The organism is Paraburkholderia hayleyella, assembly GCF_009455685.1.
GTDB lineage: Bacteria > Pseudomonadota > Gammaproteobacteria > Burkholderiales > Burkholderiaceae > Paraburkholderia > Paraburkholderia hayleyella.
Map to the genome: position 1 here is coordinate 2714032 of NZ_QPES01000001.1, position 22325 is coordinate 2736356.

The 22325-nt window shown below is 57.7% G+C and carries 17 protein-coding genes; 11 read left to right on the plus strand and 6 right to left on the minus strand.

Annotated elements, in window-relative coordinates; translation table 11 throughout:
* The first annotated feature begins 208 nt into the window (after positions 1-208).
* The gene (locus GH657_RS11960; RefSeq protein ID WP_153101002.1) at positions 209-718 is read left to right on the plus strand and encodes a flavin reductase family protein; all 510 of its coding nucleotides are present in this window, start codon (positions 209-211) and stop codon (positions 716-718) included.
* A gap of 32 nt (positions 719-750) precedes the next feature.
* Here GH657_RS11960 and GH657_RS11965 read toward each other — a convergent pair whose 3' ends face one another.
* Positions 751-1257 (minus strand): Lrp/AsnC family transcriptional regulator, encoded by a 507-nt coding sequence (locus tag GH657_RS11965; RefSeq protein ID WP_153101004.1) that lies wholly within the window; start codon positions 1255-1257, stop codon positions 751-753.
* 138 nt (positions 1258-1395) lie between these two features.
* Between GH657_RS11965 and kynU the strand changes: the two genes are divergently transcribed.
* From kynU to GH657_RS12000, 7 genes are all read left to right on the plus strand, one after another.
* A complete protein-coding gene (kynU, locus tag GH657_RS11970) occupies positions 1396-2646 on the plus strand; it encodes a kynureninase (protein ID WP_153101006.1) in 1251 nt (416 codons plus the stop codon).
* Between the two features lie 10 nt (positions 2647-2656).
* Positions 2657-3583, plus strand: a complete 927-nt coding sequence (gene kynA, locus GH657_RS11975) for a tryptophan 2,3-dioxygenase (RefSeq protein WP_153101008.1) — start codon at positions 2657-2659, stop codon at positions 3581-3583.
* Positions 3584-3821: 238 nt separating this feature from the next.
* The gene (locus GH657_RS11980) at positions 3822-6044 is read left to right on the plus strand and encodes a hypothetical protein (RefSeq protein ID WP_153101011.1); all 2223 of its coding nucleotides are present in this window, start codon (positions 3822-3824) and stop codon (positions 6042-6044) included.
* Between the two features lie 183 nt (positions 6045-6227).
* On the plus strand, positions 6228-6725 hold the full coding sequence (locus GH657_RS11985; protein ID WP_153101012.1) for a Fur family transcriptional regulator: 498 nt from the start codon (positions 6228-6230) through the stop codon (positions 6723-6725).
* A 47-nt stretch (positions 6726-6772) separates the two neighbouring features.
* A complete protein-coding gene (locus GH657_RS11990) occupies positions 6773-7729 on the plus strand; it encodes a metal ABC transporter solute-binding protein (RefSeq protein WP_153101014.1) in 957 nt (318 codons plus the stop codon).
* Entirely contained in the window at positions 7726-8628 is a 903-nt protein-coding gene (locus GH657_RS11995; RefSeq protein ID WP_153101016.1) for an ABC transporter ATP-binding protein, read from the plus strand. Before GH657_RS11990 ends, GH657_RS11995 begins: the two co-directional genes overlap by 4 nt.
* A complete protein-coding gene (locus GH657_RS12000; RefSeq protein ID WP_153101018.1) occupies positions 8621-9409 on the plus strand; it encodes a metal ABC transporter permease in 789 nt (262 codons plus the stop codon). The genes GH657_RS11995 and GH657_RS12000 overlap by 8 nt, the downstream gene beginning before the upstream one ends.
* Before the next feature lie 35 nt (positions 9410-9444).
* Here GH657_RS12000 and fghA read toward each other — a convergent pair whose 3' ends face one another.
* Complete coding sequence (fghA, locus tag GH657_RS12005; RefSeq protein WP_153101019.1) at positions 9445-10302, minus strand: S-formylglutathione hydrolase; 858 nt, start codon at positions 10300-10302, stop codon at positions 9445-9447.
* An 8-nt stretch (positions 10303-10310) separates the two neighbouring features.
* A complete protein-coding gene (locus tag GH657_RS12010; protein WP_153101021.1) occupies positions 10311-11417 on the minus strand; it encodes an S-(hydroxymethyl)glutathione dehydrogenase/class III alcohol dehydrogenase in 1107 nt (368 codons plus the stop codon).
* Between the two features lie 651 nt (positions 11418-12068).
* On the opposite strand from GH657_RS12010, the gene GH657_RS12015 reads away from it, so the two are divergent.
* From GH657_RS12015 to GH657_RS12025, 3 genes are all read left to right on the plus strand, one after another.
* Entirely contained in the window at positions 12069-13526 is a 1458-nt protein-coding gene (locus tag GH657_RS12015; protein WP_153101023.1) for a nucleobase:cation symporter-2 family protein, read from the plus strand.
* Between the two features lie 623 nt (positions 13527-14149).
* Positions 14150-15556, plus strand: a complete 1407-nt coding sequence (locus GH657_RS12020) for a pyridoxal phosphate-dependent decarboxylase family protein (protein ID WP_153101025.1) — start codon at positions 14150-14152, stop codon at positions 15554-15556.
* Positions 15557-15582: 26 nt separating this feature from the next.
* Positions 15583-16209: a hypothetical protein gene (locus tag GH657_RS12025; RefSeq protein ID WP_153101027.1), complete on the plus strand. Its 627-nt coding sequence runs from the start codon at positions 15583-15585 to the stop codon at positions 16207-16209.
* A 116-nt stretch (positions 16210-16325) separates the two neighbouring features.
* Here GH657_RS12025 and GH657_RS12030 read toward each other — a convergent pair whose 3' ends face one another.
* Genes GH657_RS12030 through GH657_RS12040 form a run of 3 tightly spaced genes read right to left on the minus strand, consistent with a single transcriptional unit; the run spans position 16326 to position 22323 of the window.
* Positions 16326-17879: an efflux transporter outer membrane subunit gene (locus GH657_RS12030; protein ID WP_153101029.1), complete on the minus strand. Its 1554-nt coding sequence runs from the start codon at positions 17877-17879 to the stop codon at positions 16326-16328.
* Between the two features lies 1 nt (position 17880).
* Positions 17881-21069, minus strand: coding sequence for an efflux RND transporter permease subunit (locus tag GH657_RS12035; protein ID WP_153101031.1), 3189 nt, complete (start codon positions 21067-21069; stop codon positions 17881-17883).
* Between the two features lie 18 nt (positions 21070-21087).
* Positions 21088-22323, minus strand: coding sequence for an efflux RND transporter periplasmic adaptor subunit (locus tag GH657_RS12040; RefSeq protein ID WP_153101033.1), 1236 nt, complete (start codon positions 22321-22323; stop codon positions 21088-21090).
* Positions 22324-22325 lie beyond the last annotated feature (2 nt).

A 22325-nucleotide genomic window follows, 5' to 3' on the forward strand; every position in this document is an offset into this window, starting at 1 on the left:
CGAACCTCACCGTCGAATCCTTCCGAGGAGTAAGGTCACGGTTCGCCACCACCACCCCACGTATCTGGCGCGCTTTCCGTTAAAATCACGTCAATCCGCCGATCCAGTTTATGACTTTCGCTTTATTTCTTTTATCCAGGTTTTCCGCACTGTTTTCCGTTCAGGCGCACAGTGCTGCCGTTTGCTCGGCTCAAGGGGTTTTCGTTCAATGAAGCGCGCCAGTCCGCCCAACTTCGACCAGGGCGCATTCAAACGCGCTCTCAGCCAGTTCGCCACGGGCGTTACGGTCATCACCACCCGCACTGACGCGGGCGAGCTGATTGGCATCACGGCAAGTTCGTTTAACTCGGTCTCGCTCGCGCCGCCGCTGGTACTGTGGAGTCTCGCCACCCGTTCAGCGTCCATGCCGGTGTTCCAGATGAACAGCCACTATGTGGTCAACGTGCTAGCCGCATCGCAGCTCGATTTATGCAAACGCTTCGCCACGTTAAAAGGCGACCGCTTCGAAGGCGTGTCGCATGCGGCAGGCGCGAGCGGCATGCCCGTGCTCGATGGCGCGCTAGCCTGGTTCGAATGCCATAACCGCAGCCGCTACCAGGAAGGCGATCACGTGATTTTCGTCGGTGAGGTGGAGCGCTGCGGCGTGCATCCCGATGCCGCCGAACTCGCGCCGCTCGTTTTCCAGAACGGCTTGTTCCACGGTTTGCGCCCGCTTTAAAGCCAAACCGCACCGCGGCGCCGTCACACCCCTCACGTGAGGTCTTTCGCCGCGGTCGTGCCCGACACCAGCGCCACCGGCACGCCAGCATCTTCTTTCAAGGTGCGCAACACAATGTTCGAGCGAATATCCATCACCCCGGGCGCTTTATACAAACGCTCCAGAACAAAATCCGAATAGTGTTTGAGGTGATGCGCCAGCACGCGCAGCAAATAATGGCTTTCGCCCGTCACGACGAAGGCGGCCACCACTTCCGGCCAGTCGCGCACAGCTTGCGCAAAGCGCTCGTGCCAGTTTTCCTGATCGTTGCGCATGGAAACCTGGACAAAGGCTTCCAGTTCAAAACCTAGCGCCTCGCGGTTCAGACACGCCCGGTAGCGGTCGATGACCCCTTGCTCTTCGAGCAGCCGCAACCTGCGCAAACAGGCCGAAGGCGATAGCGAGATGCGTTCGGCAAGGTCAAGATTACTGATACGCCCTTCTTGCTGAAGCACGGCCAAAATACGGCAATCCGTGGCATCCAGTGAGATCGCATTCATTTTTGCTCTCCCTTTTTGATTTCGTTCAAATTATGTGCTGAGAAAGTCTGTTCAAGAAGTTTTTTCGCAAGCACATTGTGTCGCACCTCGCCTATGATCGGGAAGATCCGCTGTTCGCTCTTCTTCGGCCTCCGCACCATGACAACCCGTGACGATGCACTTGCACTCGATAGCGCTGACCCGCTCGCCCGTTTGCGTGACCAGTTCGCGCTACCGGCCGGCACGATTTACCTCGATGGCAACTCGCTAGGCGTGCTTCCCGCCGCTGCCGCGCAACGCGCGCAAATGGTGCTGGCCACCGAATGGGGCGAAGGACTGATCCGAAGCTGGAACGATGCGGGCTGGTTCGCGCTGCCGCGCCGTCTTGGTGACAAGCTCGCGCCGCTGATCGGCGCCGCGCCCGGCGAAGTGGTACTCACCGATACGATCTCGGTCAACCTGTTCAAGCTGCTCTCAGCGGGCCTGCACCTGCAACAGGCACGGGCGCCGACGCGTCGTGTCATCGTCTCCGAGCGGGCGAATTTCCCCACCGACCTATATATCGCCCAAGGGCTGATCAAGCAGCTCGATCGTGGCTACACGCTGCGTCTGGTCGATGACGCCGCCGCGCTGCCCGACGCCATCGACGACACCACCGCGCTCGTCATGCTGACACATGTGAACTACCGTACCGGCTATATGCATGACATGGCCACGCTGACACGCCTGATTCAGCAAAAAGGCGCGCTGGCACTGTGGGATCTGGCACATTCCGCAGGCGCGGTACCGGTCGATCTGAATGGTGTCGAGGCCGACTATGCGCTCGGCTGCACCTACAAGTATCTGAATGGCGGCCCCGGCGCCCCAGCGTTTGTCTGGGTTCCGCAGCGACACCAAAAAACACTCACCCAACCGCTGTCAGGCTGGTGGGGGCATCGCGCGCCCTTTGCCATGACCTCCGATTATCAGCCCGATGACGGTATCGGCCGCTTTTTATGCGGCACCCAGCCTATCGTGTCGCTGGCGCTTGTCGAATGCGGGCTCGATGTATTTTCGCAAACCGATATGCACGCGCTGCGGCGTAAATCGCTGGCGCTGGCGGATCTCTTCATCGACCAGGTGCAAGCGCGCTGCGGCGCCTTCGGGCTCAAACTCATCACGCCACGCGAGCATGCGCAGCGTGGCTCGCAAGTCAGCTTCGAGCATCCGCAAGGCTATGCCGTCATCCAGGCGCTGAGCGCGCGCGGCGTGATCGGCGATTACCGCGAACCGCATGGGATGCGCTTCGGCTTCACGCCGTTGTATACGCGTTTCGTCGATATCTGGGATGCCGTCGATGCGCTCTATCACGTACTCGCCAGCGAAACATGGCGTGCACCCGAATTCGCCGTACGCGGCAACGTCACCTGAGGAGCTCGCCATGCACAATCCTGTGCCGCCGTCATCACCGCCGTTACCCCCAGCGTCTTCTTCCTCATCGGGCTGCCCGTTCGGACACGGTGAGACGGCTGCGCCCGCGGCCCCTCCTGAAGGCTGGCACAACGCCCAGCTCGATTTTGCGCAAGCGATGAGCTATGGCGACTATCTCGCACTCGGCTCGCTGCTGTCCGCCCAGCATCCACGCTCGCCCGATCACAACGAGATGCTGTTCATCATTCAACACCAGACCAGCGAGCTCTGGATGAAGCTCGCGTTATACGAACTTCAGGCGGCGCGCACCGCCGTGCGTGACGGTGTCTTGCCGAGCGCGTTCAAGATGCTCGCGCGCGTGTCGCGCGTTTTTGAGCAACTGGTGCAATCCTGGAGCGTGCTGGCCACGCTCACCCCGTCCGAATACAGCGCCATGCGGCCCTACCTCGAAAGCTCATCGGGCTTTCAGTCATACCAGTACCGCCAGCTCGAATTCATGCTGGGCAATAAAAACGCGCAGATGCTCAAGCCTCACGTCCATCGCCCTGATATTCACGCCGAGGTCAAGGCCGCTCTGGAAGCGCCTTCGCTGTACGACGAAGTCGTGCGCCTGCTGGCGCGCCGCGGCTTTGCGATTGCCCCTGCGCGGCTCGACAGCGACTGGACAAGACCGGTGAGCCACGATGCCTCCGTCGAAGCGGCCTGGCTGGCGGTCTACCGTGAGCCCACGCAGCATTGGGATCTGTATGAAATGGCCGAGGAACTGGTCGATCTGGAGGATGCGTTGCGCCAATGGCGCTTTCGTCATGTAACAACCGTCGAGCGGATCATCGGCTTCAAGCCCGGGACCGGTGGCACCAGCGGCGTGCGCTACTTGCGCCAGATGCTCGATGTCGTGCTGTTTCCCGAACTGTGGCACGTGCGCACACGGCTTTAGCCGTCGCGGCCCCTGGAACCGTTTGCAGCGCAACGTTACCAAAGCGGTAACTTGCTGCACTTGCGGCGATACATTTTCGGAAATTGCCATGACCGCTTCGATATTCGCGCGCCTCTCCAATCTGAAAAGATCACGGCCCTATGAGGCGCTACCACCGGACACATGCGCTCACTCAGCATCATTGCAAAACCGTGTGACGGGAACCGGGAAAAGCACACCGGGAAACAGGTCGTTCTCCATGAAGACGATCACCCAGCAGCCTGCGAATGGACCACGCACGGCCAAATGCACAAAAACCAACCCGGCTACGGTGGCCGATAACCTCGAAAAGGCCATCGCAAAAGCCCAGAAGCTTCACATCGACCCCGCCGAACCCGGCAACCATGCTGCCGTGAACAAGGCACGCACGGCATTAATCAAGTGTCTGAACGCTTACGCCAAAGACGGTAATCTTCCCGCACCCGGCTTTCTGTCGAATCACGCGATCCACCAGGGCCACGCGCACAACATCATCACGCTGGCAGCAACGGCTTTAGATGAACTGACCCGGCTTTCGACAACGAATGCCCATAAAAAGGAAGTGCTCAAGCTACAAGCGGGATTAAGCAAAAGAACCTGTCAATTAATCCAGCCGCTACTCGATAACGGCGATATGAAAGTCTACGGCGAAAATCCGTATTATTCGAAATTTCTCGCTTCCGTGAGCCTTTTGAGCGCGAATAAAAATATTTCCTTCGCGGTTCATGAAATCAAACTGGCCCGCAAGGAATTACTGAAACAGCATCAACTGCAAAATATTAACGGGGTTGTTTCGCAAATTGCCGAAGTAACCAGGCAGATTGACGCCATCATGAAACAGGTTCCCGACGTCATGTGCTGGGAGATGGTCATCAGTAATACATCTGCCGTACCGTATCGGGATTCGCCGACTCCTGCCACGACAGGCACCACAACAAAAACAGCCGAAGCACTTGCGCTGCTCAATGACTGGGCCCAAAGCAGTACTGATCCCAAAAATAAAACGTTCGCCGCACTGGTTAAAAATACTTTTGCTGCGCTCAACGTGAATTGCTCCATCAGCATTACAGATGATGTCCGCACCAATATCACCCATTATGTCAGCCGGCTTTTATCAAGCGAAGCAGCACACGCACAAAACGCGCAGTCCGGCTTAAGCAATTATCTGCACGATACGATCATTGCAGCAAAATTAAAAACGCAGTTAAAGCCGAATGAGCAATTATCAAAATTAACCGAAATCGGAAAATTTAGCTTCACTTATTCAGCTTATGTGCAAGCGCTGAGGACATTGAAACAGGAAGATTCCATCCACACCTTGCTGGACGAAATCAATGATTCTGTAAACAAGGCTCCACTACCGGAAAAATGCACGCAGAATGATGCCGTGCAATTATTGCGTCCCTTATATGCTTTACACAATACTTTTGTTGGGCTGGAGTCGGTGGCTATCGAAGTGCCCAAAACCCTGGTACAGCACATTGGACAGATGATTGACACGCTGGATAGCCTCAACCGTGAACCCGCGACGGCTGTGGTGCCGCCACTTCCAGCCGCATCGCAGGTTGCCGAGGCGATAACAGACAAGGTCGTTGTTAATCTGGATAAAACTTTCGAAGTTTCCGGGCTCTATTCGGCCGAACTCCAACTCCCCGAGAGCATCGCATTCGTTGAAGATACAAAACTCAATAAACTTGACGCATTCATTGGAAATCATCCTGCAGGCAAAGCGCTATCAGCGGCAGAAATAATCGAGGATCATTTGCAAGACAGGACTTTCCTGCATTCATCCATCGATAATCTTATTGCATCTGAAACATCCAAGACCCGATTACTCGAGATTATTATAAAACTCATTGAACAATCATGGCAGGAGATTGACAAGCTAAAAGCAACCATACAACACCATAAGCGCTATAGCGAGATTCTCAGGAATTTCGACACAGACGCGATCAATTCAGCGTTGATCAGGTTAGTGCAAAAACGATTTTATCAATTTTCCGATAAAGAAAAAAATATCATCGCATCTCTTTCTAACGAACTTGATTCAAGACTCAATATTTTAAGAACATTTTCCGACGATATTCATCATGGAAAAATGTATGCCGACTTTTATACAAACCCAGCCTTGGCGGCACAGAAACGCTGGAATATTACCGTAATTTCCGGATTTATCACAGAATTTACAAAAATGGCATCCTCGTATATGGCGGAAGACATATCATCGGATAACACCGAAATATTATCTGACGCAGAAGAAATATCATCGGATGATGAAAATATAATGCTGCAACCCCTTTTACAGAAAGAACCGGTCAAGCCACCTGTTCAGAAACCCGCTCGTCGCATTTTCGATAGCCTCTTTTCAGCAGAACAAGATTTTCTCAAGCAATGGATGATGACGCCCCCTCTTCTTCCAACAGTCCAAGCCACATCCCCCTAAGCAGCGATTCCTTTCTAACGCGCGCCTGCCTTGATCGCCGTGATCAAGGCAGGCGCGCGCGTACGTGCGACACGATAGCCATGTCACGCTTGACTCCAATCAGTCCCATCAGGCAATGACACATCGCTACGATACGTTATATCATTGCAGCCTCGTCTCAAACGGACCTATCCGCCCTCATTCATGGCTCACTCGTCCGCCAACAGCCTCCTCATCGAAGACCGTCTCAAGCACGCCGAGGCGCTCGCCGCCGAACGCGGTCTCGCACTGACACCGCTGCGCCGTCAGGTGTACGCGCTGATCGTCGCCAGCGTTCGACCCATTGGTGCTTACGATTTGCTTGCCGCGCTCGCGCCCGAACGAGGTCGCGTGCCGCCCACTACCGTGTATCGCACGCTCGAATTTCTCGTCGAAAACGGTTTTATTCACCGGATCGAATCAAAAAATGCGTTTTTCGCGTGCTGTGAAATTGACCGGCCGCATCAAAGCCAGTTTCTGATCTGCGACGTCTGCGGCGAAACCGTTGAAATTCCGGGCGGCGCGCTCGCCGAACAGTTGGCGCACACCGATCCGGCGCAGGGCTTCGAAGTGCATCACCAGGTGGTTGAACTCAGCGGCCTGTGCGCAGCGTGCAAGGCACGCCAGAACACGGTGGCAACCGCGCCCATTGAACCGCGCTAACCCCGGCGCCTTGTGCGTCATTTCTTTCTCTTCTTTCAGGAAAGCCCATGAAACTCGCCTGTTCGTTGCGGCATGGCGCGCGTCGCGCCCTCCTTATAGCGAAACTTTGTGCCCTGTGTGCCCTTTCCACTGTAGCGCTCGTCGGTACACAAACGGCCTACGCCGCTGGCGCGAAGATTCCCGTGGTCGCCGCCGAGAATTTCTATGGCGATGTCGTGCAACAACTGGGCGGCGACCGGGTGGAAGTCAGCAGCATCCTGAATAATCCAGACCAGGACCCGCATCTGTTCGAAGCCAGCCCCAAAACCGCCCGCGCGCTGCATCGCGCGCAGCTTGTGGTCTATAACGGCGCCGATTACGACCCATGGATGAAAAAGCTGCTCGATGCCTCGCGCAACCCGCAGCGCACCGTGATCGTCGCGGCCCAGCTCACCGGAAAAAAAAGCGGCGATAACCCTCACCTGTGGTACGACCCCGCGACGATGCCCGCCGTGGCGCGGGCCGTGAGCGCTGCGCTGATTGCCGCCGACCCCGCGAACCGGGCGGCTTATGAAGCCCGTCTCGCGCAGTTCATCGCTTCCCTCAAACCATTCGACGACAAAATCGCCGCGCTGCGCGCCCGTTACGCTGGCGTGCCCGTTACCGCCACCGAGCCCGTATTCGGCTACCTCTCGGACGCCATCGGCCTGACGATGCGCAACCAGCGCTTTCAGCTCGCGGCGATGAATGACACGGAAGCCAGCGCCGCCGATATCGCTGCGTTCGAGCGCGATTTGCGGGAAAAACGCGTACACGTGCTGATCTATAACAGCCAAGCCACGGAACCATTGACCCAGCGCCTGCTCAAGCTGGCCGAGCGCTCGCATGTGCCCACGCTGAAGGTCACCGAAACCCAGCCAGCAGGTAAAACATTCCAGCAATGGATGCTGACGCAGCTCGATGCGCTCGGCCAGGCGCTCGCGGCAGGCGCTGCAAACGCCGCGCCCACGCAATCCACCCCATGAACGCCGCTACCGCTTCTCCGGTGCTGGAACTGGAGCACGTGCTGCTGACGCTCGGCGGCCGCGCACTGCTGCGCGATGCCAGCCTGAGCGTCAACCAGGGCGAATTCATCGGCGTACTCGGACCGAATGGCGCGGGTAAAACCACGCTCATGCGCGCACTGCTTGGCCTCGTACCGGTGGCGCAAGGGACGATCCGCGTTCTTGGCAAACCCGTGATGCGGGGCAATCCGGCGATTGGCTATATGCCGCAAACACGAAGCGCGCTAGCCGGCCGCCGCGTGCGTGGCCGCGACTTCATCGCCATGGCGGCTGACGGGCATCGCTGGGGCTGGCCGCATGCCAATGCGCAAACACGCGCCGAGGTGGAGCGCGTGCTGGAACTGGTCGATGGCTGCGCGCTCGCTGAGCGCCCATTGGCGGAGCTCTCGGGAGGCGAGCGCCAGCGGCTACTGCTCGCGCAATGCTTATTAGGCAACCCGCGCTTGCTGCTGCTCGATGAACCGCTGATCAGCCTCGACCCTCACCACCAAAAGAGTGTCGTCGGCCTCGTGCGCCGCGTACAGCAGGAACTGGGGATCGCCGTGCTGTTTTCAGCCCACGAACTCAACCCGCTGCTGCAAGCGCTAGACCGCGTCCTATACCTGGGAAATGGCGTTGCCGCCCTCGGCACGGTCGATGAAGTCATCACCCAACCTGTGCTATCGCAGCTGTACGGCTCGACCATCGACGTGATGCGCGTCAACGGCCGCATCTTCGTCATGTCCGGAGATATCGAAATCGAAAAGCACGATCACGGTCACGAAGATCACGATCATTCACATGCGCATTCGCACACCCATGCACATGCGCACCCTACGCAAGCCTCTGGCGACGGCCACGGAAACCCACACGATGCTTGAATACGATTTCATGGTGAATGCGTTCGCGGCGTCGGGCATTGTGGCCGTGCTGTCCGGTATCGTGGGCTACTTCCTTGTGCTGCGCGGACAAACCTTTGCGGGCCACGCGCTCTCGCACGTGGGCTTTACCGGCGCGACAGGAGCGGTGCTGATCGGCTTGTCGCCCATCTGGGGCATGATCGGCTTCACGCTTGCCGCAGGTATCGGCATGGGCGCGCTCGGCGAAAAACTCGCGGGGCGCGACGTCGGCATTGGCATGGTGCTATCGCTCGCGCTCGGTTTTGGCTTACTGTTTTTGCACTTTTTCACGGCCTATGCGACGCAAGTGACCGCGCTGCTATTCGGCAATATCCTCGGCGTGAACACGGCCATGCTCGGCGTGCTGGCAGGTCTCGGCGTTGTCAGCCTGGCCGCGCTGGCAATCATCATGCGGCCACTGCTGTTCGCCTCACTCCAGCCTGAACTGGCCGAAGCCAAAGGCATCTCGTTACGCTTTATATCGATGCTCTTTCTGGCTATCGCCGCGCTGGCTGTAGCCGCCTGCACGCAGATCGTCGGCGTGCTGCTGGTGTTTACGCTGATGGTCGGGCCTGCCGCCGCGGCACAAAACCTGACAACCCGGCTTTCGACCGGGCTAACGCTAGCTGCAGTGCTAGCACTGGCGCAAGCCTGGCTAGGCGTGACGCTGGCGTTCTACACCGACTGGCCAACCAGTTTCTGGATCACCGTACTCGCCGCGCTGGTGTATGGCGCCAGCCTGCTACGGCGGCGCCAGGCGTGATTCGTCTCGCCAGCGTTCTGTTTCCTTGAGCCGCATCACGTACAGCCTAGCGCCCGTGCGTGATGCGCGATGTGATCTTCGATAAACGTCGAAATGAAGTAATAGCCGTGGTCATAGCCGGGATGACGGCGAAGAGTCAGCGGCTGCCCCGCGATACGGCAAGCCGCTTCGAACACATCGGGATTGAGCTGCGTGGCGAGAAACGCATCCGCCAACCCCTGGTCTAGCAAAATACCCGCCGCGAACCGCACGGGCCTCTGTGCAACCAGTTCGCTGGCATCGTACTGACGCCAGGCGTCACGCGCGGCACCGAGATACCCACCGAAAGCCTTTTCGCCCCACGGACAGCGCATCGGCGCAGCGATCGGCGCGAACGCTGAAACCGAGCGAAACACCTCCGGATTGCGCAGCGCCAGCACCAGCGCGCCATGACCGCCCATCGAATGGCCAAAGATACCGAGCCGCATACCGTCAACAGGCAGGTTTGACAGGACCGTTGCACGCAGCTCATCAAGCACGTAGGAATACATCCGATAGTGCTTTGACCACGGCGCTTCAGTCGCATCGACATAAAACCCCGCGCCGACACCGAAATCCCACGCTTCGCTTTCGTTCGGCAGATTAGCGCCACGCGGGCTGGTATCGGGCGCGATCAGCGCGATGCCATAGCGCGCCGCAAAACGTTGGGCATTCGCCTTGATCGCAAAGGTTTCTTCAGTACAAGTCAGCCCCGCCAGATAGAACAGCGCCGGCACCCGTGCGCCATTCGCCTGCAATGCCTGCGGCGGCAGATACGCCGCAAAACGCATCGGCAGGCCCGTCACCGTGGACAGATGCTGATAAAAGCGCTGCACGCCACCATGGCATACATGCTCCGCGATAAGTTCGAGCATCGCCCCCCTCAGTAAAGAACGACCGAGCGAATCGACTCGCCCTTTTTCATCAGCTCGAAACCCTCGTTGATCCGCTCAAGCGGCAGACGGTGTGTGATCAGATCGTCGATATTGAGCTTGCCTTCCATATACCAGTCGACAATCTTCGGCACATCCGTGCGCCCGCGCGCGCCGCCAAAAGCCGAGCCTTTCCACTCGCGGCCCGTCACCAGCTGAAACGGCCGCGTGCTGATTTCCTCTCCCGCGGCCGCCACCCCGATGATGAACGACTGCCCCCAGCCCTTGTGCGTGCACTCCAGCGCCTGACGCATCACCTTCGTGTTGCCAATGCATTCGAATGAATAATCCGCGCCACCATCCGTGAGTTGCACGATGTGATCCACCACGTTGTCCACTTCACGCGGATTGATAAAGTGCGTCATGCCAAATTGCCGCGCGAGTTCGATACGCCCCGGGTTCAGATCGACCCCGATGATCTTGTCCGCGCCGACCATCTTCGCGCCCTGGATCACATTCAGGCCTATGCCCCCCAGACCAAACACCACGACGTTCGCACCCGCCTCGACCCGGGCCGAATACACCACCGCGCCAACACCCGTGGTCACCCCGCAGCCGATGTAGCAGATCTTGTCGAACGGCGCGTCCTCACGCACCTTCGCCACGGCGATCTCGGGCACCACGATGTAATTCGAAAACGTCGACGTGCCCATGTAATGGAACAACGGCTTGCCCTCAAACGAAAAACGCGTGCTCGCATCCGGCATCAGCCCACGGCCTTGCGTCGAACGAATCGCCTGGCACAGGTTCGTCTTGCGCGACAGGCAAAACTTGCACTGGCGGCATTCCGGCGTATAGAGCGGGATCACGTGATCGCCCTTGCTCAACGTGCCAACGCCTGGCCCCGTATCCACCACGATGCCCGCCCCTTCATGGCCGAGTATCGCCGGGAACAGTCCTTCCGGATCCGCTCCCGACAGCGTGTAGTAATCCGTATGGCAGATCCCCGTGGCCTTCACTTCGATCAGCACTTCTCCCGCTCGCGGGCCTTCCAGATCGACTTCTTCGATCGTCAGGGGCGCGCCCGCTTTCCATGCAATGGCTGCTCTGGTTTTCATCGTGAATCTTCCCTGTAAGTCGTGATCCGGTGATCCGGTGATCCGTTATCGTTAAGCGCCCAGCGCTGCCTCATCGCGCGATCGCACTACCTGCACTGGCCAGCACAATAAACCCACATCGTCGCCGAAAAGCCCTTCGGCCTGATGACCCGGATCGTCATCTCTTTGACGGCAGGCGACATTGTAGGCATGACAACGCTGCAATTGCGGATCAACCCGGCAGGGATATTAATCACGCAACGTTCATCATGCAGCTTCACCGACGCGCGAATTCACCCTCGTAACAGGTGGGCAATGAGGTGGGCAATGGGTATGCCATTTGCCAGACAGAGGGTTAACCCATCCGCTCGGGAGCACGGACTAAAACCCCACTATATGTAAAAGCAAATACATCCCATCAGACAAACGATAAGTTGGCTGCGTTAGCCGAATGACCCCAAAGCCCACGTCATTTGTCAATCGCCCATCTGCCACAAGGGTTTGCAAGGCCCACGCCAGCGCATTCGGAAACCCGATGCCCGATGAATCAGGCAAAGCCACTTCTCACATATCAGCCCTGGAAAGGACGAAATAGTGTCCTGTGGGCTTGTTGCAGATTTTCGTTCCGCATACCTTGAATGATTCCCCCGACATTAGATGTGGAGAGACAAGATGCACTCCAACACCGTTCATCCGTGTGATGAGCGGCTGCCCACCGGGCAGTTGCTGACACTCGGTATTCAGCACGTACTGGTCATGTATGCCGGCGCTGTCGCCGTGCCACTGATCATTGGCAGTGCGCTCAGTTTGCCGAAAGACCAAATCGCTTTTCTTATTAGTGCCGATCTCTTTTGCTGCGGTATCGCCACCCTGATCCAGACGCTTGGCCTGTGGATCTTCGGCATTCGCCTGCCAGTCATCATGGGCTGTACATTCGCTGCGGTAGGGCCAATGGTGGCTATTGGCGTGAATCCGCAGCTCGGCATTCTGGATGTCTTCGGCGCGACCATGGCCGCCGGGCTGATCGGTATTTTCCTCGCCCCGGCCATTGGCAAGCTGCTGCGCTTTTTCCCGCCCGTCGTCGTGGGTACGGTGATTGCCGTGATCGGGCTATCGCTGATGGAAGTCGGCATCAACTGGGCGGCAGGCGGCTCGGGCAATCCCGATTACGGCAACCCGCTCTATCTGGGCTTGTCGTTTATCGTCCTGATGCTGATCCTGCTGATCAACAAGTTTGGCAGAGGCTTCGTGGCCAATATTTCGGTGCTGCTCGGTATCGTCGCGGGCTTCGTGCTGGCCGCCCTGCTGGGCCACGTCAGCTTTGACGGTGTAACCAGCGCGCCATGGCTCGGCATCGTGATGCCCTTTCATTTCGGCTGGCCGCATTTCGATCCACTCGCCATTGCCACGATGCTCACCGTCATGTTTGTCACCTTCATTGAATCGACCGGCATGTTCCTCGCCGTGGGCGACATGGTCGATCGTCCGGTCGATCAAAAAGCGCTGGTACGTGGCTTGCGTGTCGATGGGCTAGGCACGCTAATCGGCGGCATCTTCAATTCGTTCCCCCACACCTCGTTTTCACAGAATGTCGGCCTGATTGGGGTGACGGGTGTCAAAAGCCGTTTCGTCTGCGCGACTGGCGGTGTGATTCTCGTGTTGCTCGGACTTTTTCCCAAGATGGCTCAAGTGGTCGCATCGGTGCCCCCGTTCGTGCTGGGTGGCGCAGGCATTGTGATGTTCGGCATGGTGGCGGCAAACGGTATCAAGGTACTGTCGAAAGTCGATTTCGTCGGCAATCACCATAACCTGTTCATCGTTGCAGTCAGCGTCGGCCTGGGGCTAGTACCCGTGGTTTCGCCGCATTTCTTCTCGCGTTTGCCGAATGCGCTGTCACCCCTGCTGCACAGCGGAATCTTGCTGGCCTCGGCTTCCGCTGTCTTGCTAAACCTGATTTTTAACGGCACCAAGGACGAGCGCGCGGCCAAGAAAGCCATCGGTGATGCCGGACGGGATGTAGGCAGTCGTGGCGGCCGGCGCGGCAGCCAACACGGTGAAAAAGCGGAAATCGAACTCATTACGGCAGCGCCCGACGAACAGCTTCATACGGCCAAAGTTCGCCCTAACTAACCACCCTGAATCATCGCCCAAGTGCCGGAGAGGCGGCGCGTTGCAGGATTTGACGGAACACACGAAACAAATTTTCCCGCAGCAGAAAGAACAGGCTCTACGCGCCGGAAATTGATATCCGGCCAAGGGCAAAACGCCTTACGCCATACAAATTGGGCGTCAAGGTGTCAATGGCGGCACACAGGGCAGAGCGTGTGGTGAGGCGCGCTCTGCCAGGCAATCCGTACGGCGGCCACACGCTGGCCGACGCGGGAGCCTAAGCAGCGATCTTGAGTGTGCCAGAAATCACCATCGAGCCAGCCACGGGCCAATAAAGGCCAATGGCAAACCCGATAGAAGCTGACTGAAAGATGAAGGACGCGTGGGCAATGTAATCCACGCGCTACCGGCCACAAGCCTGCGGATAATTTCCGTAAGGCTGTGGCTTCTTCACGTCCTCGTTCTAATCACCCTGGCAAACCGCTCATTTGCCACCCCCTCCCTCGCATAAACGGCTAATGCCGGCAAACGAATTGTTCACGGCCGATCGGATATCGGCAGTTCAATGATTGCGACGACGCTTGCCTGATCGTCGCTGCATTACCTGACTTCATCCGTTTTCATTCAACTCACCAGAGAGAAAAATGACATTTGAAACCAAAAGCCTTCAAGTATTTCAAGAAGCACTAACTCAACTAAACGCCAGCTTTAACTACCTGCCAAAGCTCGATCAATCGGTTGATTTAACGGCCATTCGCCCCGTGATGCTGGAAGTCGCCAAACGGATGGAAAACAACTATCCGTACCATCATCCGATGTATGCCGGCCAGATGCTTAAGCCTCCAACGGAAATCGCCCGTCTTGCTTACATGCTCTCGCTCTGGCTCAACCCCAACAATCATGATCTGGACGGTGGCAAAGCAAGTTCAGCAATGGAGAAGGAAGCCGTGGCGGAGCTTGCCGGAATATTCGGCTGGACAACTCATTTGGGGCATCTGTGCAGCGGTGGAACCATGGCCAACCTCGAGGGTTTGTGGATCGCCAGGAATTTGCATCCGACGAAAAAAATCGTTGCTTCCGCGCAAGCGCATTACGCTCACGCCAGGATAAGTGGAGTGCTTCGCATTCCGTTTCTATCAATAGAATGTGATAGCCGTGCCCGGATGGATATCAATGTATTGCAACGGCTCTTGCAGGAAGAAGAGATTGGTACCGTGGTTGTGAGCATGGGAACGACAGCAACGGGTTCCGTTGATCCTTTACCGCAAATCCTTGAACTGCAAGCGCAATATGGTTTCCGTATTCATGCCGATGCGGCATATGGCGGGTATTTCTCCCTCACGGACAATCTTGATCCTGAAACCAGGGCTGCGTTTGATTGCCTGAACAAAGTCGATTCCCTTGTGATTGATCCGCATAAACACGGACTCCAGCCTTACGGTTGTGGCTGCATCCTCTTCAAGGACCCCTCCGTGGGCAGGTTTTACAAGCATGATTCGCCCTATACGTACTTTAGTTCCGATGAACTCCATTTGGGCGAGATCAGCCTGGAATGTTCCAGAGCCGGCGCCTCAGCCGTTGCCTTATGGGCAACCCAAAAGCTACTGCCTTTAATTCGGGGTGGAACCTTTGCCTCTTCTCTCAGCAAGTCGCGGGAAGCAGCGCTTGCTTTATTTGACAAACTGAAAAGTGACCGCCGTTTTATCGTTGCTTTTCGTCCGCAGTTAGACATTGTTTTTTGGGCGGTTAAATCCGGTAGCGCAAGCGAATCGTCACGACTGGCTAGAGAAATATTTAAACGGTCTAATGAACAAAATCTTCATCTGGCGCTTGCGAGTATGCCCAGAAAGCTATTTGCAGCAACAGAAGGCGAGATCATCAATTGGGATCAGGATTACGTAGTTTGTCTGCGCTCCGCCCTGATGAAACCGGAACATCTGGACTGGGTAGACCACATCTGGCATTCACTCGATGCGGTAACAACAGACGCATTGTCCGCGGCCAGGGCAACGCCACTACAACACATACACGATGCGACTTTAGACGCGTAACCGTTTACCAAAGCGGAGAAATACCCATGATTACGACCCTGAATAATGACTGGCGAGACCCGGCCATTGACTGTCTGACACGCCAGTTTTGCGAAGCAGAACCATTAACGGCCTGCCTGAACGTACCGAAAAATGATTTTAAAAAATTTGTTTCGCCCATTGTGGACCAGGCAATAGAGGCCAAACTGTCGACGATTGCGATATCACCCAAAAATGAATTTGTCGGTATTGTTATCGCCCACGACTACTCGATCCCATTGGCTATGCCCGACAAAATACCGGATAGCATGGCTCCGATAGTTGAATTGCTGGATCAGATTAGCCATTCTATTGAGCAGCCGGCACTTGGAGCCGACAAAATATTGCATATATTTACGGCTGCCATGGAACCGGGAAATTCATCCGAATCACAAAAACTGTTCGATGCCCAAATACGTATCGCACAACAGCACAAATTCGAGATGATGTTTACAGAAGCTACCAACCCATTAAGCCAACAATTTCTCATTAGAAGATATGGCTGGCACGAGATTGCCTGCAATAAAAAAATTTATTACAAATATTTTTCTTTTGCAGGGTCCCGTCCATTTGAAAAACTGAATCCAAAGATGTACTGCAAGGTTCTGGGCAGCAGGTTATCTATCAACCATTAGCTTCACTACGATAGTCACAAACGCAGCCGCCTCAAACGAAACGGGCTGGATCCTGTGCCATACAGAACCCAGCCCGTTTCAGTCAGCTAAACAAATTTGACCGTCCCGCATCCCGTTTAAGGAGCCAGTCCACCTGCCGTAGCCCCGCTGCCTTGACTGGCCGTCACCACCGCAGACGCAGCCACCGGAACACTCGTCGTGCTGTAATCGACCGGTGCATCCGCCGGGCGCGGTTCATCTCCGGCCCGCTCAATCCAGCCACCACCGAGGTACTGGTACAGATCAACCAGGTTCGTCAGGCGTTGCAGCCGCGCGGTGATCAGCGTTTGCTGCGCGGAATACAGATCGGTCTGCGCGGTCAGCACCGACAGATAACTGTCCACGCCGTTCGTGTAACGCAGGTTCGACAGATCCAGGCGGCGCTGTTGCGCGAAGCGGTTGCGGTCCAGCGAAGTAATCTGCTGGTCATACGTGCCGCGCGCCGCCAGACCGTCCGCCACTTCACGAAACGCCGTTTGAATCGCTTTCTCGTACTGCGCAATCTGGATGTTCTTCTGCACGTTAGCCAGATCGAGATTAGCGATGTTCACCCCACCGTTAAAGATCGGCAGCGTGATCTGCGGCGCGAACCCCCACGCTGCCGACCCCGCCTTGAACAACCCGCCCAACGACGGGCTCAGCGTGCCGAAATTGCCGGTCAGCGAGATCTTCGGGAAGAACGCTGCTCGCGCCGCACCGATATTCGCGTTGGCCGCGCGCAGTTGCTGCTCGGCTTCCATGATGTCAGGGCGACGCGTCAACAGATCGGAAGGCAAGCCAGCCGGAATATCGGTTAACAGATTCTGGCTGCTGAGCGGCAAACCTGCGGGCAAATCCGCGGGCAGCGGCTCGCCAACCAGCAACACCAGTGCGTTTTCCGCCTGGGCTCGCAAGCGCGCTTGCGATTGCAGATTGGCGCTGGCCTGCGCAACAACCGTCTCCGCCTGACGCAAATCCAGCTCGGAGCCGCTGCCGGTATCAAACTGCAATTTCGTAATGTTGTACGAATCTTGCGCCGCCTTCTGAGTGTCTTGCGTGACCTTCAGCAAATCGTCGTAGGCCAGCACTGTCAGATACTGGTCCGCCACCGACGACACCAGCGCGATCTCCGCCGCCTTGCGTGCCTGCGCCGTGGCCAGATATTGCGCCAGCGCCTGGTCTTTCAGGCTCTGAATGCGGCCAAAAAAGTCGATCTCCCATGACGCGTTGACCCCCACCGAATACTGATTGGAGACCTCCTGCCCGGGCAACGACAGATTGCTCGGCGTCCGCGTTTTGTTTTCCGAACCCGCTGCATTCAGCGACGGCATCAGCCCGGCGCGGGTGATCTGATATTGCGCCCGCGCAGCCTGCATATTCAGCACCGAGACCCGCAAATCGCGGTTGTTTTTCTGCGCGATCTCGATCAACCGTTGCAGGCGTGGGTCGACAAAAAAGTCACGCCAGCCGATATCCGTCGCCGCCTGGCCATTCGCCGTGCGCTCAGCCGAAGCAACCGGCTGCGTGGCATACACGCCGCCTTGCGGAAAAGCGTCCGACACCGGCGCCTCCGGACGCTCGTACTTCGGCGCCATCGTGCAGCCTGCCGCCATGAACGCGACGGCCACTGCTATCAAAGAGTGTTTTTGCATCTCAATGTCCTTCCTTGCCCGAGCCATTACCGTCCTCGGGATGGTGCTGCTCATAGTGGGCGAGCGCCACGTCCGGATCTTCCCGCTCACCGCTAAACCGCGCGCGGACCACGACGAAGAACATCGGAATCATGAAAATGGCGAGGAACGTCGCGGTCAGCATCCCGCCGACCACGCCGGTGCCAATCGAATGCTGGCTGGCCGAACCGGCGCCGTTACTGATCGCAAGTGGCAACACGCCAAGAATGAACGCCAGCGAAGTCATCAGAATAGGACGCAGCCGCTGCCGCGCTGACTCAAGCGCAGCCTCGACAGGCCCCATGCCCTGACCTTCTTGCAGATCCCGGGCGAACTCCACGATCAGAATCGCGTTTTTCGCCGAAAGCCCCACGGTGGTCAACAACCCCACCTGGAAGAACACATCGTTTTCCAAACCGCGCAGCGTGGCTGCAAGCAGCGCGCCCAAGATCCCAAGCGGCACCACCATGATCACCGAGAACGGAATCGACCAGCTTTCATACAGCGCAGCCAGACACAGGAACACGACGAGAATCGAGATGCCGTACAAAAACGGCGCCTGCGAACCCGACTGGCGCTCCTGCAACGACAACCCGGTCCATTCATAGCCAATCCCGGCGGGCAGTTTCGCCGCCAGCGCTTCCATCGCCGCCATCGCCTGCCCGGTCGACTTGCCCGGCGCTGCGGCACCCTGGATTTCGACCGCTGAAATACCGTTGTAGCGCTCAAGCTTGGGTGAACCGTAGGTCCATGCGCCCTTCGCAAACGAAGTGAATGGCACCATGCTCCCCGTCGCGTTGCGCACATACCAGTCGTCCAGATTCTCTGGATTCATGCGGAATGGTGCATCGCCCTGGAGATAGACCTTCTTGATCCGGTGATCGGTATCGAGGAAGTTGTTCACATATTGCGAGGCCCATGCAATCGAGAACGTCTGGTCGATCGCGGCCAGCGACACACCCAGCGCCGAGGCTTTTTCGTGGTCGATCGACACCTTGAACTGCGGCGTATCGCTCAGGCCGTTTGGCCGCACCTGGGCGAGCATCGGATCTTTCGCCGCCATACCCAGCAACTGGTTACGCGCGGCCATCAGCGCCACGTGCCCCAAGCCGGCGCGGTCCTCCAACTCGAAGTCAAAGCCCGATGCGGTGCCCAGCTCAGGAATGGAAGGCGGATTGACCGGATACACCATCGCATCCTTGTAGCTGCCGAAATGCTTGAACACCCGGCCTACTAGCGCTTGCACCTTCTCGTCGGCCTTTTGCCGCTGGGCATAATCCTTCATCCGCACGAACACGAGGCCCGCGTTCTGGCCACGACCCGCGAAGCTGAAGCCATTCACGGTAAAAGTAGAGTCAACGATATTGCCTTCGGACTTCAGCATATAGTTGGACACATCGTCCAGCACCCGCTCGGTGCGCTCCTGGGTCGAGCCGGGAGGCGTCTGCACCAGCACGAACATCAGGCCCTGGTCTTCATCGGGCAGGAACGACTTCGGCAGGCGCACGAACAGCAGCCCCACGGCGACGATCACCACGAGATAAATGATCAGCCAGCGGCCCGAACGTTTGATCACGTGATGCACGCCCACGTGATACTTGTCGCGGCTGCGCTCGAAGTTGCGGTTAAACCAGCCGAAGAAGCCTTTTTTCTCTTCGTGATGACCCGGTGGAATTGGCTTGAGAATGGTCGCGCACAGCGCCGGGGTAAGAATCATGGCCACCAGCACCGACAGCACCATCGCGGCAACGATGGTCAGCGAGAACTGGCGATAAATCGCCCCCACCGAACCGCCCGAAAGCGCCACCGGCACAAACACGGCTGAAAGCACGAGCGCCACACCCACCAATGCCCCGGTGATCTGCTCCATCGCCTTGCGTGTTGCATCGCGTGGCGAGAGACCTTCCTCGCTCATCACCCGCTCGACGTTTTCGACCACCACGATCGCATCGTCGACCAGCAACCCAATCGCCAGCACCAGCCCGAACATCGATAACGTATTGATCGAGAAACCCACCACGCCCATGACCGCAAACGTGCCCATCAGCACCACCGGCACGGCGATCGTCGGGATCAGCGTGGCACGCAGGTTTTGCAGGAACAGGTACATCACGAGGAACACCAGCACGATGCCTTCAATCAGCGTCTTGACCACTTCCTCGATCGACAGGCGCACGAACGGGGTCGTGTCATACGGGTACTTCACGGCGAAACCGTGCGGGAAGTTCTTCGACAACTCGTCGATCTTGGCCCGCACGTTATTGGCCGTTTGCAGCGCATTCGCGCCAGTTGCCAACTGAATACCGAACCCTGCCGTCGGCTGGCCGTTGTACTTGGTGTCGAAGTTGTAGTTTTCGCCACCCAGCTCGACGCGTGCAACGTCCTTGATGCGCACTTGCGAGCCATCGGTATTGACCTTCAGCAGCACATTCTCAAACTGAGTCGGCGTGGTCAGCAGTGTCGCTTCGCTGATGGTGGCCTGCAGCATCTGGCCTGGTACCGAAGGCGTGCCGCCGAGCGAACCGCCCGCCACCTGGACGTTCTGTGCCTGCAACGCATTTTGCACGTCGATCGGCGTCAAGCCGAAGTTGGTGAGCTTGCTGGCGTCAAGCCAGATCCGCATCGCATACTGCGAACCAAACAGCGTAACCGTTCCCACCCCATCCAGACGGCTGACCGGATCCTGAATGTTCGACGCGACGTAGTTCGCCAGGTCGTACTTGTTCATGGTGCCGTCTTCGGACACGAAAGCCATCACCAGCAAGAAGCTGCTGCTCGACTTCGTGACCTTCGTGCCCAGCCGCTGCACGGCCTCAGGCAACAGTGGGGTAGCGAGTTGCAGCTTGTTTTGCACCTGAACCTGGGCGATGTCGGGGTTGGTTCCCGCGGCAAAGGTCAGCGTGATGGTGGCGATGCCTGAATCGTCCGAAGTAGATGACAGATACAGCAAGTGATCGAGGCCGCTCATTTGCTGCTCGATCACCTGGGTGACAGTATTTTCTACTGTCGTGGCCGAAGCGCCTGGATAGGTGGCGGTGATCTGCACGGACGGCGGCGCAATAGTGGGATATTGCGCAATCGGTAACGTGAAAATCGAAGCCACCCCTGCGAGTATCAGGATGATGGCGATCACCCAGGCAAAAATTGGGCGATCGATAAAAAACTTTGCCATGAAGCAGGCTCCCTGTGATTACGCGCCGGACGCAGCGGAGGCGGCGTGGGCTGGCGCGCTGCTGACACCTGACGCGGCTGCGGCGGCCTGGGCATCAGAGCCTGGTGTGGCAGGTTGTGGCAATTGGGCGGCAACGGCCTTGACCTGCATGCCGGGACGGACCTTGTCGGTACCCTGAACAATCACGCGATCACCGGGATTCAGACCGCTTTCAACAATCCAGTTCGAACCCGATGTACCCGTCGTGACGAGCGGCCGCGATACCACCTTGTTATCCGCACCGACGATCAGCGCCACCGGCTGGCCTTTCTGGTCATGCGTGATGCCGACCTGCGGCACGAGGAACGCACGCTCGTTCATGCCTTCTTCGATCCGTGCCCGCACGAACATGCCTGGCAGCAAGACCCGGTCCTTGTTCTTGAAAAGACCGCGCACCGTGACCGAACCCGTGGTCTGGTCCACCGTCACATCGGAAAACTCGAGCCTTCCTGTCTCAGAATAAGGCCGGCCATCTTCGAGAATCAGCGTGACCTTGGCTGCATGCAGACCGGCTGTCTTGAGACGTCCCTCCTGCACATCCCGGCGCAAGCGCAAACCATCGAGACTAGATTGCGTCAAGTCGACATAGACCGGATCGAGCTGCTGCACCGTTGACAGCAAGGTGGCCTGGCTAGCCTGCACATAAGCGCCTGGCGTGACAGAAGACCTGCCGATACGGCCTGTGATGGGGGATGTGACGTCGGTATAACCGAGGTTGATTCGCGCTGTATCGACAGCCGCCTTGCCGCCTGCGACATCCGCCGCAGCCTGACCGCGCGCGGCGACGGCGTTGTCGTAATCCTGCTTGCTCACCGCATTGGCGGCCACGAGGACTTTGTAGCGCTCCGCCTGGGCGGTCGTGCTTGCCAGATTGGCCTCGGCACGCGCCAGTGTTGCTTTCGCCGTATTGAGCGCGGCCACATAAGGCGCTGGATCGATCTTGTAAAGACGCTGTCCTGCCTTGACCTCGCTGCCTTCGACAAACTCGCGCCGCAACACGATACCGTCCACCCGTGCCCGCACTTCGGCAACGAGGTAAGCACTGGTGCGGCCCGGCAACTCGAGGACAACCGGAACTGCCGTTTGCTGCACAGCAACCACGCCGACTTCGAAAATTTTTGCCGGTGGCGCTGATTGTTTGGGCCCGCACGCTGCCAGCAAGATGGCAGTCGTCGCGGCACTGATTACGCGGAGTGGGATCCGTTCGATGCGCATGG